Here is a 14,441-nt window from a genome sequence, read left to right as displayed (position 1 = left end):
GCAGGTGCGTGCCGGCGTGGCCGCTCGGCTGTCTCGCGAGACGTTGCAACCGCCTCAGTGCGACGGGTTGCGAGCAGCGCTCGGCAGTCGGGCGCAGATGAGTCGCAGTGAAACCGCCCCGCCGCGCCGGCATCGCAGAGGCATGAGTCTTGGACTCGGACCGTGCGGACGGCATCGACAGCGAGCGCAAGCCACTTGACGCACCACGGCACGAGCAGTAACACACCGCGGCAATGCCCGACAACAATGCACAGACTGAGAAGGAGCACGCATGGTTTGTAGCACCGAAGCCCCGCGCGGCGGCGCGTTCTTGATCGAGCCGGTCACCGAGCGCGAGCCGTTCATCCGCGAAGACTTCGGGCCCGACGACGAGCATTTCGCGGCGATTGCCGACGCCTTCGTCGCGAAGGAAGTGTTGCCGCGCATCGACGCCATCGAGGCGCAGGAGCCGGGCCTCATGCCGCACCTGCTCAAGCGCGCCGGCGAACTCGGGCTGCTGATGCTGGAGATTCCCAGCGAGTACGGCGGACTTGGCGTCAGCAAGACCGTCGCGTTGCTGGTGGCTGCGCGCGGCAGCGTGTGCGGCTCGTTCAGCGTCTCATGGACGGCCCATACGGGCATCGGCTCGCTGCCGCTCGTGCTCTACGGCACTGACGAACAGCGCGCGCGCTATCTTCCTCGACTCGCCACCGGAGAGTGGCTCGCCGCGTATGCGTTGAGCGAACCGGGTTCCGGCAGCGACGCGCTCGGCGCCAAAGCCAAGGCGGTGCTGTCCGCCGACGGGTCGACGTACCGACTCAACGGCGTGAAGCAGTTCATCACCAACGCCGGCTTCGCCGATCTCTTCACCGTCTTCGCCAAAGTCGACGGCGAGAAGTTCACCGCATTTCTGATCGAGCGCGCCACGCCCGGCGTCAGCATCGGTCCCGAAGAACACAAGCTGGGCATCAAAGGCTCGTCGACGTGCCAGCTCATCCTCGAAGACGTCGACGTGCCGGTCGCCAACGTGCTCGGCACCATCGGCGCCGGCCACAAGATCGCGTTCAACATCCTCAACATCGGCCGACTCAAACTCGGCGGCATCGCCACCGAGGGGGCCAAGGGCTCGCTGCACGAAGCGATGCGCTACGCGGTGGCGCGCAAACAGTTTCAGACGCCGATCGTTCAATTCGGCGCCATTCAGCGCAAGATTGCCGACATGGCCGCGCGCATTTATGCGTCCGAGAGCATGACCTATCGCACCGCCGGTTTGCTCGACGCCGGCTGCGAGCGGCTCGACCGCGGCGCCGCGTCGTATTGGAGCGACGTGCAAAAGGTCACCGAGGAATTCGCCATCGAGCAATCGATCCTGAAAGTCTACGGCAGCGAGACGCTCGACTTCTGCGTCGACGAGACGCTGCAGATGCTCGGCGGCTATGGCTACATTGAAGAGTACGGGTTCGCGCGCCGCTACCGCGACTCGCGCATCAATCGCATCTTCGAGGGCACCAACGAGATCAACCGGCTGCTGATTCCCGGCACGCTGATGAAGCGCGCCATGACCGGTGCGTTGCCGCTGCTCGATTTCATCCATCATGTGCACGCTGAACTCGACGCGCCGCCGGCGAACGACAGCAGCGCTCTGTTAGCCGCCGAGCAAGCGGCGCTCGACGGCGCGAAGCGTCTCACTGCCTACGCCGCCGGCGTGTTGGTCGAGCGCGAGCCGGCCGACTTGAGCCGCAAGCAGCAGCACCTCGAATTGTTCAGCGACATGATCTGCGAAGTCTACGCGCTCGACAGCGCGCTGGGCCGCACGCTCAAGCTGATCCGCCAACGCGGTGCCGACGCGTGCGCCGCCGAGATCGATCTCACGCGACTAGTCGCCGCCGACACCAGCGAGCGCTTCAGCCAAGCCGCGCGCCGCTTGCTGTCGAATGACGCGGAGACGGCAACGCGTCACCTCGGTGCGATGGCGAAACTCTGCAGCTACGTCCCCGTCGGTTCGCTCGATCTCAAGACCCGCGTCGCCGAACGCATCATCGCGCAATACCAACCGGCGACCTGAGCGCGCGACTGTCAGCGCGTCCCGGTCCGCGCGTTCGGCTGGGCACAGGCCTCCGTGCCTGTGCGGCGAGCGGTACGCCCGCCACTCTCGTCATCAATTCGATTCTGCTTGCTTTGCTCGCGCAGCGGCGAGTAGTCTCATCACAGTCCGTCTCGGGACTATCATGACGACTCGGCTGTCGAGATTGATTCTCGTTGCGTTGCTCGCAAGCGGCTGCGGCGGCACGATCGTCCCGCCCGTAGGCACTCAGCAGACTCCACTCGCGTTCCCAGCTTCGACGCCGGCAACGACGCAGACTGCGGCACCGAAGTTTTCGGCTCCACCTTCACTTACCCCGACGCCGTGCGACCCGATCACGGGCTGCCCCACTGCGACGCACAGCCGAACGCCATCGCCGACAGCAACACCCCCTGCACCGATAACGCCGTGCGACCCCGCGCTCGATTGTGGGACACCGTTCGTATCGATCGAGCTTCAAAGCTTTGCGGGTCCGCGTGCAGGACACGCTGTACTTGTTGTCATTCTAAACGTCGTCGGTGCCGAAGTCGTAGGCGTGCAGAATGACATCGCCTTCGATCCCGCTGTTCTGTCTGTCGGTCCCTGCTCGCTGAATCCCGCTATCCGCAAGCAGGTCGGCTCCAACCTTATTCCGTCCGGCTGCGGCGACAGTGGAACCTGCGCCACTCTGCGCGTGCTCGTCTTCTCACCCGTCAATCTGGATCCGATTCCCGACGGAGCGCTCTATTCCTGCGATGTATTAATCCATGCCGATGCACCCTTGGGGCGATCGCCGCTGCGCATCGAGCGATTGGTTGCCGCGGATGCGAGAGGCAGGCGTTTGCCGGCATCGGGTGTTGACGGGGAGATCTTCGTGGTGGGGTCGTCGCCGACGCGCACACCGACCGCGACAGCGACGCCATGCGATCCAGTACTGGGCTGTCCGACTGCGACGCCAACGATTGTGTCGGGGGCTCAGATCGAAATCGGCACCGCGTCCGGCAGGCCGGGCGAGGACGTCGAGTTCGCGGTGACGCTGCACGTCCGGACCGGCGAGATCCTTGGCGTTCAAAACGAAATTTACTTCGATGCGCCGTTACAGATCGCCGCAACGGCGAGGCACAAACCAGACTGCCGCGTGAATCCGGACCTCCACAAGTCTTTGAGCGGCTTCGCCTTCCATAGTGAGTCACCTCCAGGATGTATGGAGACCAACAACTGCACGGCTATTCGTGCGATTGTCGCTCCCGGTCTTACGGACGGCGACGATGCTCTCATTCCCGACGGAGTGGAACTCTATCGCTGCCGCGTGGCCATCGCTGCGAATGCGGTCGCCGGGAGCTATCCGCTCACCATCAATGGACTCAGAGCCGCCGACCCCGAAGGCCACGTAGTGCCAGCGGACGGAATCAGCGGCACGATCGTTGTTGAGCCGCCGCGCTAACCGCCCGGTGAAGAACGCACGTTGTCACAATCAGAGGGAGAAACCAGCGAGACCTCCTCTCCCGCATCACTCGCAGGAGAGGATTGAGGTGAGGGCACCATGTTCGGACGCCTTGCGGCGCAAGGCCAAGCGGGCCTCCGGCCCGCTGACGGGAACCCTCACCCTCGCCCTCTCCCGCAGGCGATGCGGGAGAGGGAATTGCCGCGTGATGGCTGCTCGGGGGTTTTCAGCGGGCTGCTGACCAACTCATCGCGATCACTTCAACCCGAGAATCTCAATCGACGTGATCGCCTTGTGGCGGCGGTTGAGGTTGAGCAGCAGCGCGGTAATGCTTTCGAGGTGACGGGCGTTAACCAACCCGCCGGCGTCGACGGCGCGCAGCGTCGGGATGCGGCCGATCAACTCGACGATGCGGCGCTTCGATTCGTCGTGATTGCCGCACAACACGACATCGCCAACCAGTGTATGCGTCAGCTCGCAAAGTTCTTCAGCGCTGAGATTCTTGAACGCGCTGACCACGTAAGCGTCGGGCACCAACTGCTGCGCTAACTCGCCGGCCGAGCCGGCCGCGACCGCCTGCAACACAAAGCTGCCCTTCTGCATCACCAGCGGGTTCACCAGATCGAGCAGAATCTTTCCGCTCAGCTTTGGCGCTAACTCTCGCAACACCGGCTCCAAGCCTGCGAACGGCATGCAGAGCGCGACGATGTTCACGCCGTCCACCGCGTCGCCGTTGGCGCGTCCGAGCACGTCGACCGATGAGCCGGCGCCACGCAACTGCATGCGCAACTTCTCCGCGGTGGACTCGGCCCGCGTTGCCTCGCGCGAACCGATCACGATCGCTTCGCCGGCCAGCGCGCAGCGCAAGGCTAGCCCCATTCCTTCCGGGCCCGTGCCCCCCACAAACGCAATCCGATTCATCGAGTGACCGCGGCCCCCTTTTCGGCGCCCGCTGCCGTACCACAGTGGGACGCGCCCGCAAAGCGGCGGCGCGGCGTGAATGGTGACTCGTGAGACGTGAGTCGAGAGTCGTGAACCGTGAGACGTGAACCGTGAGGCGTGTTGGTAGGCAGTAGCGCATCGGCGCTGAGCACTCACGCCACTCACGACTCACCCCTCACGATTCATCCATTCACGATTCACCACTCACGAATCCCGTCTCACGTCTCACGCCAGACTTGCGTCGCTCGGCGCCGTCCTTTATGAGACAGGCCACGCGCGAACGGCGCGCCATCGTTGTGACCGAATCACCGACACCACTCGTTCCACCCACCGGCCGGCTCGCCGTGTTGCTGCCCGGACTCGGCGCCGTCGCCAGCACGTTCATCGCCGGCGTCGAACTGGTGAAAAAGGGATGCGGCAAACCGATCGGCTCGCTCACCCAAATGGGGACGATCCGCCTCGGCAAACGCACCGAGGGGCGCAATCCGCTGATCAAAGATTTCGTGCCGTTGGCGGAACTCTCCGACCTGGTCTTCGGCGGCTGGGACATTTTTCCCGATAACGCCTACCAGACCGCGCTGCGGGCGCAGGTGCTCGATCGCCCGCTGCTCGAAATGATTCGGCCCGAACTGGAAGCCATCAATCCGTGGCCTGCTGTATTCGATCGCGAGTACGTCAAGCGCCTGGACGGTACACACGTGAAGTCGGCCCCGACCAAGATGGATCTCGCGCGTCAACTGATCGGCGACATCGAAGAGTTTCAGCGCGGCAGCGGCGCCACGCGCATGGTGATGGTGTGGTGTGGCAGCACCGAAGCGTTTCTCCAACCCCAAGCCGTCCACGCCTCGCTGGCGAGTTTCGAAGACGGCCTGCGGCGCAACGACCCCGCCATCGCGCCGAGCATGGTCTACGCCTACGCCGCGCTCACGCTCGATATCCCGTTCGCCAATGGCGCCCCCAATCTCACCCTGGACATCCCCGCGATGATGGAGTTGGCGCAACGCAACGGCGTGCCGGTGTGCGGTAAGGACTTCAAAACCGGCCAAACGTTGATGAAGACCATCATCGCACCGGGCTTGAAGGCGCGCGCGCTCGGGCTCCGCGGCTGGTTCTCGACCAACATCCTCGGCAATCGCGACGGCGAGGTGCTCGATGAGCCGGCGTCGTTCAAGACCAAGGAGACCAGCAAGCTCTCCGTGCTCGATGTCATCCTGCCGCGCGATCGTCATCCCGATCTCTACGGCGACTACGTGCATCAGGTGAACATTCACTACTACCCGCCGCGCGGCGACAACAAAGAAGGCTGGGACAACATCGACATCTTCGGGTGGCTCGGTTACCCGATGCAGATCAAGATCAACTTCCTGTGTCGCGACTCGATTCTCGCCGCACCGCTGGTGCTCGACCTCGCGCTGTTCCTCGATCTTGCGCAGCGCGCCGGCATGCACGGCATCCAGGAATGGCTGTCGTTCTACTTCAAGAGCCCGCAAACGGCGCCCGGCTTGTATCCGGAACACGACCTGTTCATCCAACAACAGAAACTCAAGAACACGCTCCGCTACCTCCGCGGCGAGGAACTCATCACTCACCTCGGCCGCGAGTATTACGAGTAAGTCCCCAACTGAGGAGATCCCCGTGCCGAAGAACGAAGAACACGCCAAGGCGAACGAATCCGATTCGATCATGCAGAAGCTGCTGGAGTCGCGGAACCTGATCCTCGGCCAGGAGATCAACGACGAAGTTACGCAGCGGATGATCACGCAGCTGCTCCTGCTCGAAGCGATGGACGCGACCAAAGACATCCGACTGTTCATCAATTCACCCGGGGGTTCGGCCGACGGCGGCTTCGCGATTTTCGACGCCATTCGGTTCATCAAGCCGCCGGTGAAGACGATCGCGGTCGGACTGGTCGCCAGCGCGGCGACGATCGTGTTGATCGCTGCCAAGAAGGAACACCGCTTCGCGTTCTCGCACTGCCGCCTGCTGATCCATCAGCCCTCGACCCAATTGCACGGCTCGGCGGCGGACATCGACATCACCGCGCAGGAAATTCTCAAGCTGCGCGACAAGGCGAATCAGTTGATCGCCGCCGAAACCGGGCAGACGGTGCAGAAGGTCGCCACCGACACCAACCGCGACTATTGGATGGGCCCCGACGAAGGCAAGAAGTACGGCCTGATCCACAAGATCGTCCGCACCCGCGACGAGCTGTAGTCGCCGTAAGGGCCGGCCCTCGATACGATCGCTTCGCGAGCTACTCGGGCAAACGGGTGGTGGATTGCTGAGAAACAAAACCGCTTCCCCGAGTAGCGGCACTGAGTAGAAGCCGAAGGCTTCGTATCGAAGAGCTGCGTATCGAGGGGCCACTCCTTGTGCGAAATCAGTGGTGGCACAGGCTTTCCAGCTTGTGTCCACGCATGCTCACCATCCCGGGTTGTCTCCCCGGCGCATCAGCGCATAATGACGGCGCACGAAGGGGGATCGATGGGGACCAAGGATAGCCGCCAAGGCGAACTGGAAGCGATCGTCGATCTGGTGATGGCCAGCTACGATGGCAGCCATCCGATCGATAGCCTCGAAAGCGCCGCGTTGCCGAACCGCCGTGCGATCATTGAAGCGCTGCGCAGTCTTCACTCGGTCATCTATCTCGGGTTCTACAGCACGCGGCCGCTCGACCGTGGCAACCTCCGCTTTTCGATCAGTGAGCAACTGTACTCGGCGTGGGGCGTCCTCGTCGAGCAGATCCGCCGCGCGGTGAGTTACGAGCAGATGTGCTGCCGCGTTGGCCCCGAGCGCGACGCGCAGTGGAGCGAGGCCGCCGTCCTACGTTTGTTCAGCAAGCTGCCCGAGCTGCGCCGCTTGCTGAACCTCGACGTAGCCGCGGCCTTCGACGGCGATCCCGCCGCGAAGAGCGTGGAGGAGATCGTCTTTAGCTATCCGGCCATCCACGCGATCACCACGCATCGGATTGCGCACGAACTCTATGTCGAACAGGTGCCGATGATCCCGCGCATCATGACCGAAGAGGCGCACAGCCGCACTGGCATCGACATTCATCCTGGCGCCCGGATCGGCGAGCGCTTCTTCATCGATCACGGCACCGGCGTGGTCATCGGTGAGACCAGCGTGATCGGCAACAACGTGCGCATCTTCCAAGGCGTCACCCTCGGTGCGCTCAGCGTCCGCGGCGAGAACGTGGCTGCGCTGCGCGAACGCGAACGCAAGCGTCACCCGACGATTGAAGACGATGTGACGATCTATTCGGGGGTCACCGTCCTCGGCGGCGAGACCGTGATCGGTCGCGGCTCGGTCATCGGTGGCAACGTGTGGCTGGTGGAATCGGTGCCGCCCGGCAGCCGCATCTCGTACAACGCCGTCGCGACGCGACGATAGTGCTTCGCTCCGGGTGGAAGCCTTGCCGGAGTAGGGTTTGCTCTCTCAGAGGAGACTGTCCATAAGCGCGCCGCTGCGCTGTTTCCGCCGTTCCCTGTAGGGGCGACGCATGCGTCGCCCGCGAACCGAGATGTCCGCTGCCGAGAAGACGGAGGGCGATGCATGCATCGCCCCTACACTCAGAGAACAAATCGACCGTCTCGGAGAAAATGGGTGAGCGATCGAACGATATGCGAGCTTCGGCGTTGTTGAGATTTGCGCGACGCGACACTTCTACTGCTCCGTGCGCTGATCGAGTGGCGCGTAGTCGCGCGCGCCATGGCCGGTGTAGATCTGGCGCGGGCGGGCGATCCGGGTTTCGGGATCGAGCAACATCTCCTGCCACTGCGCGATCCAGCCCGGCGTCCGCCCGATGGCAAACAGGACGGGGAACATGTCGCTGGGAAATCCCATCGCTTGGTAGATGATGCCCGAATAAAAGTCGACGTTGGGGTAGAGCTTGCGCGAGACGAAGTAGTCGTCTTGCAACGCGATGTGTTCCAATTCGAGGGCGATGTCGAGCAACGGATTGCGGCCGGTGACTTCGAGCACCTGGTCGCAGATCGTCTTGATGATCTTGGCGCGCGGATCGTAGTTCTTGTACACGCGGTGGCCGAAGCCTTGCAGCCGCACTTCGCCCGCCTTCACGCGCTTGATGTGGTTCGCGATGTTGCCGACGCTGCCGATCTCCTGCAGCATCCGCACCGCTTCCTCGTTAGCGCCGCCGTGGCGTGGACCGTAGAGCGCCGCGGTGGCCGCCGCCACCGATGAATACGGATCGGGGAGCGAGCTGCCGACGCAGCGCATGGCGTTGGCCGAGCAGTTTTGCTCGTGATCGGCGTGCAAGATGAAGAGCACGTCGAGCGCGTGCTCGATCACCGGATTGGGTTTGTATTTCAGCTCGGTCTTCTTGAACAGCATGTTGAGGAAGTTGCCGGTGTAGCTGAGGTCGTTGTCGGGATACGCGTAGGGCATACCGATCGAATGGCGATAGGCGAACGCGGCCAGCGTCGGCATCTTGGCGATCAGGCGATGCGTCTGCACCTTGCGCGATTCGGCGTCGAAGATTTTCTTGGCGTCGGGATAGAAGGTGGACAGCGCGCCGACCGTGCTCACCATAATGCCCATCGGGTGCGCGTCGTAGTGAAACCCGTCGATGAACTTGCTGATGTTCTCGTGGATGATGGTGTGGTGAGTGATGTTGTGCACGAATGCTTTGAGGTGCGACGTGGAAGGCAACTCGCCTTTGACGATCAGGTAGGCGACTTCGAGGAACGTGCTCTTCTCCGCCAGTTGATCGATCGGGTACCCGCGATAGCGCAAGATGCCCTTGTCGCCGTCGATGAAGGTGATCGAGCTGCGACACGAGGCGGTGTTGCCGAACGCCGGGTCGTAGCTCATCAGGCCGGGGTCGTCCGGCCCGGCTTTGATCTGGGCCAGATCGGTGGCGCGAATGGTGCCGTCGCTGATCGGCAGCGAGTACTGTTTGCCGGTGCGGCTATCGGTGACCGTGAGGGTGCTCTCTGCCATGGTGTCGTTCCTCCTGCGAGCCCCTTCTCTACTGTGTTTTGCTCGCCGGCAAAATACGCGCGGGCAATTTTACTCAAGTTCGCCAATTTTGTAAGGCGTTGCGATGCCCGCAACCGAAGCGATCTCACTCGATCGGCTCGAAGCACGCCGCGATCGTACCTTCCGGCGCCTGCCGCGGCTGCGTGTGCAGGGCGCGCGGCGCGCGCTGACGTTTCTCAACCAGGCCGGCCTCGCCTCCTTGTTCGCCACCCGCGCGCTCAATCTGCCCTCGCTGTGGGTTGCAGTCTGCGGGCGCCGCGATCCGCAGTTCCCGCACCACAGTCATCACGACCCGGAAGTCAGTCTCGCCTGGCGATTGAAAGACGCGCTTCCCGCCGCCGGCGAGGTGTTCTACGCGAAACTGATTCGCGGCAAACCGATCTTCGTCGCCTGGGATTTGTTCCCGGCCGTCTACCGGCTGTTCGGTCCGCAACGCGACTACGTGCGCGAGTATCGCGACGGGTTGCTCTCACCGGCGGCCAAGGCCGTGCTCGACGTCCTGCATCGCGAGGGCCCACAGGATACATTGGCGCTGAAGCTGGCGGTCAATTTGGCCCGCCCTGGCCAACGCCGCACCTTCGATGGCGCCCTCGCCGAGCTCCAGCAGCGACTCTACGTGGCGATGCGCGAGGTGCGATACGATCCGTTCACCTACGTGTGGGATCTGGTGGCGCGCCGGTATCCCGAGCGCGTCAGCGAGGCGCGTCGACTCAAAGAAGATCACGCGGCCGCGCAGGTGACGCGCCGCTATCTGGAGGCGGTGATCTACGCGACGTTCAACGATGTGGTGAGCGTTGTCGGCGATCGCCGACGCGCGACCCGTGCGATCGAAGCGCTGCGGAGCGAAGCGGCGGTGGCCATCGATTGCGGCATCGACGGCTTGCCCGGAAAATGGCTTGTACGATCGTGAGCCCATCGCAAACGTGGCCGCATCTGGCAGTCTTGACGTAATGCGCTCACCCGGACTAGGGTTGCGGTAGTCATCGACTGCACGACTGGCGACTCCGGTGGAACTCCGGAGGGTCCCGCATCGGGATCGCGTGGAACCGACCACGAGGGAGTGCTGACGCTGGTGGGCCGAACGCCTGGGTCCCCGTAGAGGGGAGTCCGGGCGTTTTTCGTTTCGGCTCTCCAACGGAGGCACAGATGGACTTCCATTCGATCGATCCTGATGCGGCCGCCATCCTCGACGCCGAGGAAGCGCGCCAACGCGACACGCTGATGATGATCCCGTCGGAGAACTACGCCAGCCCGACCGTGATCGCCGCCGTCGCCAACGTGTTCGCCAACAAGTACGCCGAGGGTGCCCCCGGCGCGCGCTACTACAACGGCTGCGGCCCCAGCGATGCCATCGAACGGCTCGCCATCGACCGCGCGAAGCAACTCTTCGGTGCCGAGCACGCCTCGGTGCAACCGCACAGCGGGGCGCAGATGAATCTCGCCGTCTACTTCGCGCTGCTACAGCCCGGCGATACGGTGCTCGCCCTCGATCTCAACCAGGGCGGCCACCTCACGCACGGCAGTCCGGTGAATATGTCGGGTCAGCTCTATCGCTTCATTCACTATGGCGTGAATCGCGAAACCGAACGGTTGGACATGGACGACATCGCCGAACTCGCGGAACGCGTGCGACCCAAACTGATCGTCACCGGCGCGACCGCGTACCCGCGGCTGTGGGACTTCGCCGCGTGGCGCGGCCTCGCCGACCGCGTCGGCGCGTATCTGATGGCCGATGTCTCGCACATCGCCGGTTTGATAGTCGGCGGTGTGCATCCCGATCCGGTGCCGCACTGCGATGTCGTCACCACCACGACCCAGAAGACACTCGGCGGTCCACGCTCAGCCGTGATCCTCTGCCGGAAGGCATTGGCCGCAAAGATCGACAAGGCGGTTTTTCCCGGCACGCAGGGCGGGCCGCACGTGAACACGATCTTCGCCAAAGCGATCGCGTTCCGCGAAGCGATGAGCGAAGGCTTCCGCGCACGCCAGCAACAGACCATCGTCAACGCGCGGGAACTCGCGGCGGGGTTGATCGATGCGGGATTCCGGCTGGTGTCGGGCGGCACCGACAACCATCTGATGCTGATCGACCTGCGGCCGCAGCATCTCACCGGCAAAGTGGCCGCGAATCTACTCGAAGAAGCCGGCATCGTCGCCAACAAGAACACCATCCCGTACGATCAGCGCCCGCCGACGATTTGCAGCGGCTTGCGGCTTGGGACGCCAGCGCTGACCACGCGCGGCATGGGCAGCGTCGAGATGCGGCAGATCGCCCAATGGATCGGCGCGGTGTTGCATCAACCAGACGATGCATCGCTGCGCATGCGCATCGCCGCCGACGTGCGTGCGCTATGTGTGCGCTTTCCGATCTGGCCCGTTTCGTAGACCGGCGACCCATTTTCGCCTTGCCTTTTCACGGGTGGGAACGCTACATGACTAGAGATCATGCTTGCGTCATCGTCGGCGGTATCCTCCGCTGCGGCGATCTTTGGCGCCACGCCGAAGGTCGCCGATCTTGCCGCGCTCGCGGCGCACACAGGTACGCCCGCGTACGTCATGTTCGAGCAGTCCCTCCGCGATCACTACGCCGCGCTCCGGCACGCGCTCGCTGCCGCTGATCCGGTACGGTTGTACTACTCGGTCAAATCGAACTTCGAGACCGGCGTATTGACGACCCTGCGTGATCTCGGCTGCGGCGCTGAGATCTCCGGCGGTGTGGAACGGCTCGCCGTCGAGCGCGCCGGGTTCGACTGGAGTCGTGTCGTCTTCGATGGCCCGCTGAAGGATGAAGCGGAGTTGGCGCGCGCAATTGCCGATGAGATTTACCTCATCAACGTCGAGTCTGCGGAAGAGATCGCGACGCTGCGTCGCTTGGCGCAACGCGCCGGGCGACGCGTGCGCATCGGATTGCGGGTCGAGCCGGCGCTGCCGCCGCCGAAGTATCACCACATCGTCCGCACGTATCGGCAGAAATTCGGATTTCCGATCGCCGATATTGATCGGCTCGCGGACATCATCGGTCACGCCGACGAGTTGGAGTGGACGGCCCTGATGGCGCACGTCGGTTCGCAGGTGACGCGCGCGGAGCGCTACCTGGCCACGCTCGATCAGTTTTTCGCCGCCGCGGCGCACCTGCGCCAGCGCGGCGTGCAGATCGATGAGGTAAATCTCGGCGGCGGTCTGCCCGCCGATGCGATGCTGAACCTGCGCGTCGCGCGTCGGTTCGCTTTTGCGCGCGTCGCGGAGCGTTTCGGCGTGATGCAGGCACCGATGGAGTCGAGTCTGTCAATGGCCGCGCGCATCGCCGCGCGCATCGTGGAATTGCGCCGCCGACACGATCTGCCGTTGACGGTCGGGCTCGAACCGGGTCGCACGTTGGTGGCCAGCGCGGGCCTGATGCTCGCCCGCGTCGGCGTCGTCAAACCACCGTGGGTCTTCCTCGACGTGAGCCTCAACGATTTGCCCGAGAAGCTCTCGTTCTCCGAATGGCGCGTGCAGTTTCCGACTCGCGCCAACCAGCCGGCCACCGAGCGTTGGCATTTCGGCGGGCCGACGCTGGCGACGCAAGACGTGCTCTTCTACGATCACCCGGCACCCACGCTCGAGGTCGGCGATCCGGTCGCGATCCTCGATGCCGGCGCGTACTCGATCGCGCGCGCCAATCAGTTCACCCGGCCGCGCGCGCCGGTGTACTTCGTTGATGTGCGCGGCGTGTTGCACCTGATTCGGCGCGGCGAGACCGCGGTCGACGTGCTCCACACCCAGTGCCCGCCATCGCCGGTGTGAGGACCGGACCTCGTGCAACCTCGTACCGATCTCGCGCCGGCGGTCATCGTTCCCGACAGCCTGACCGCTCTGGGACTCGTCCGCAGCCTGGCGCCGCGCGGCGTGGCCTGTACGGTCGCGGCGTGGAACGCGCTCGGGCCGGCACGCTATTCGCGTCACGCGCGCGTCGTCACCTGTCCGCCGCCGAGCGCGGGCCGCGCGTTTCTCGATGCCGTGATGACGATCGGCCGCACGTTCGCCACACCGCCGGTGCTGTTCGTCACCGACGAGTCGTCGATGTTGCTCGTACAACGCGGTCGCGATGAGTTGGCGCAGCACTTCCGCATCGCGCTGTCGCCGGTGGAGCAACTGGCACGCTGGGTGTCGAAGCCGCGCCTATACGAAGCGAGCGCAGCGGCTGGGGTGGCGACACCGCAGACCTGGGTGCTCACCGCCACCCACTGGCCTACCGATCTGTCGTACCCGATCGTGGTCAAGCCAGCGCAGCGCGTGATCTGGGTCGGCGACTATGCGCTGCGGTCGTTCCGCCACGACTTCGGATGTAAGGCGCTGCTCGCACCCGACGTCGCCCACGCGCGGGCGATCGTCACCCGCGCGCACGAGCTGGGGTACGAGATGATGCTGCAGCGACCGGTCCCGGGCGAGGTCACGGACTTGCTCACCGCGGGCGTGTTTGTTGGGCGCGACGGCAATCGCGCGCTGTTCACCGCGCGGAAGTTGGCGCAGGTGCCGCGCGACTTCGGCGATGGGTCGGTGGTCGAGGGCTTGCCACTGCCGGAATTGGCGGCGCCGGTGTGGCGGCTGGTTGAGCAGGCGGGCTTCACTGGAATCGCCGATCTCGAATTCAAGCGCGACGCGGCTGACGGGCAGTTGAAGTTGCTCGACGCTAACCCGCGCCCGTGGCTGTGGATCGAACTGGCGACGCGTTGCGGAATCAATCTGCCGTATCTGCTGTATTGCGAGGCGACGGAGCAGCGCGCCGAGGCGGCGCCCGCGCAGCTCGCCGCCAGCGTGAAATGGTGCTCGGCGCGGGCGCTGGTGCGCACGCTACTGGAATCGGGCGCAACCAATCGCGGCGCCGCACTCAGCGGCGCGTTGCACGCATGGCGCGATGCCGACATGGACGGTACCTTCGCTCCCGACGATCTGCTGTGGCGCATGTTTCTGCAGCCCGCCTTCTGGCGCGATGCACTGCGTGCCGCTCGCCACCAATTGCCGGAGATGTAG

At 64.3% G+C, this 14,441-nt stretch carries 11 protein-coding genes; 9 read left to right on the top strand and 2 right to left on the bottom strand.

All coding sequences use genetic code 11. The annotated features are described in order from the left end of the window. Positions 1 to 271 precede the first annotated feature (271 nt). Positions 272 to 2,044 carry an acyl-CoA dehydrogenase family protein gene (locus HYR72_20560; protein ID MBI1817373.1) on the top strand — a complete coding sequence of 591 codons (1,773 nt, stop codon included), beginning with the start codon at positions 272 to 274 and terminating at the stop codon, positions 2,042 to 2,044. 553 nt (positions 2,045 to 2,597) lie between these two features. Then, a complete protein-coding gene (locus HYR72_20555) occupies positions 2,598 to 3,485 on the top strand; it encodes a hypothetical protein (GenBank protein MBI1817372.1) in 888 nt (295 codons plus the stop codon). A gap of 255 nt (positions 3,486 to 3,740) precedes the next feature. On the opposite strand, the gene npdG is transcribed toward HYR72_20555, so the two are convergent. Next, complete coding sequence (gene npdG / locus HYR72_20550) at positions 3,741 to 4,364, bottom strand: NADPH-dependent F420 reductase (protein ID MBI1817371.1); 624 nt, start codon at positions 4,362 to 4,364, stop codon at positions 3,741 to 3,743. 323 nt (positions 4,365 to 4,687) lie between these two features. Here npdG and HYR72_20545 point away from each other — a divergent pair, with 323 nt between their 5' ends. The 3 genes from HYR72_20545 (at position 4,688) to HYR72_20535 (ending at position 7,820) form a co-directional block, all read left to right on the top strand. Continuing rightward, entirely contained in the window at positions 4,688 to 6,040 is a 1,353-nt protein-coding gene (locus HYR72_20545) for an inositol-3-phosphate synthase (protein MBI1817370.1), read from the top strand. A gap of 16 nt (positions 6,041 to 6,056) precedes the next feature. After that, entirely contained in the window at positions 6,057 to 6,641 is a 585-nt protein-coding gene (locus tag HYR72_20540; protein ID MBI1817369.1) for an ATP-dependent Clp protease proteolytic subunit, read from the top strand. Between the two features lie 324 nt (positions 6,642 to 6,965). After that, positions 6,966 to 7,820 (top strand): serine acetyltransferase, encoded by an 855-nt coding sequence (locus HYR72_20535; GenBank protein MBI1817368.1) that lies wholly within the window; start codon positions 6,966 to 6,968, stop codon positions 7,818 to 7,820. Between the two features lie 273 nt (positions 7,821 to 8,093). Here the strand turns inward: HYR72_20535 and HYR72_20530 are convergent, their stop codons facing one another. Beyond that, complete coding sequence (locus HYR72_20530; GenBank protein ID MBI1817367.1) at positions 8,094 to 9,389, bottom strand: citrate synthase; 1,296 nt, start codon at positions 9,387 to 9,389, stop codon at positions 8,094 to 8,096. 103 nt (positions 9,390 to 9,492) lie between these two features. Here HYR72_20530 and HYR72_20525 point away from each other — a divergent pair, with 103 nt between their 5' ends. The 4 genes from HYR72_20525 (at position 9,493) to HYR72_20510 (ending at position 14,441) form a co-directional block, all read left to right on the top strand. Then, a complete protein-coding gene (locus tag HYR72_20525) occupies positions 9,493 to 10,338 on the top strand; it encodes a hypothetical protein (protein MBI1817366.1) in 846 nt (281 codons plus the stop codon). Positions 10,339 to 10,574: 236 nt separating this feature from the next. Next, positions 10,575 to 11,813, top strand: a complete 1,239-nt coding sequence (locus HYR72_20520; GenBank protein ID MBI1817365.1) for a serine hydroxymethyltransferase — start codon at positions 10,575 to 10,577, stop codon at positions 11,811 to 11,813. Positions 11,814 to 11,873: 60 nt separating this feature from the next. Next, positions 11,874 to 13,214, top strand: a complete 1,341-nt coding sequence (locus HYR72_20515; protein MBI1817364.1) for an alanine racemase — start codon at positions 11,874 to 11,876, stop codon at positions 13,212 to 13,214. A gap of 12 nt (positions 13,215 to 13,226) precedes the next feature. Beyond that, positions 13,227 to 14,441 carry an ATP-grasp domain-containing protein gene (locus HYR72_20510; GenBank protein MBI1817363.1) on the top strand — a complete coding sequence of 405 codons (1,215 nt, stop codon included), beginning with the start codon at positions 13,227 to 13,229 and terminating at the stop codon, positions 14,439 to 14,441.

Source organism: Deltaproteobacteria bacterium, assembly GCA_016178705.1.
In the GTDB taxonomy this organism is placed as follows: domain Bacteria; phylum Desulfobacterota; class Binatia; order HRBIN30; family JACQVA1; genus JACOST01.
This window is presented reverse-complemented; position numbering and strand designations above follow the sequence as displayed.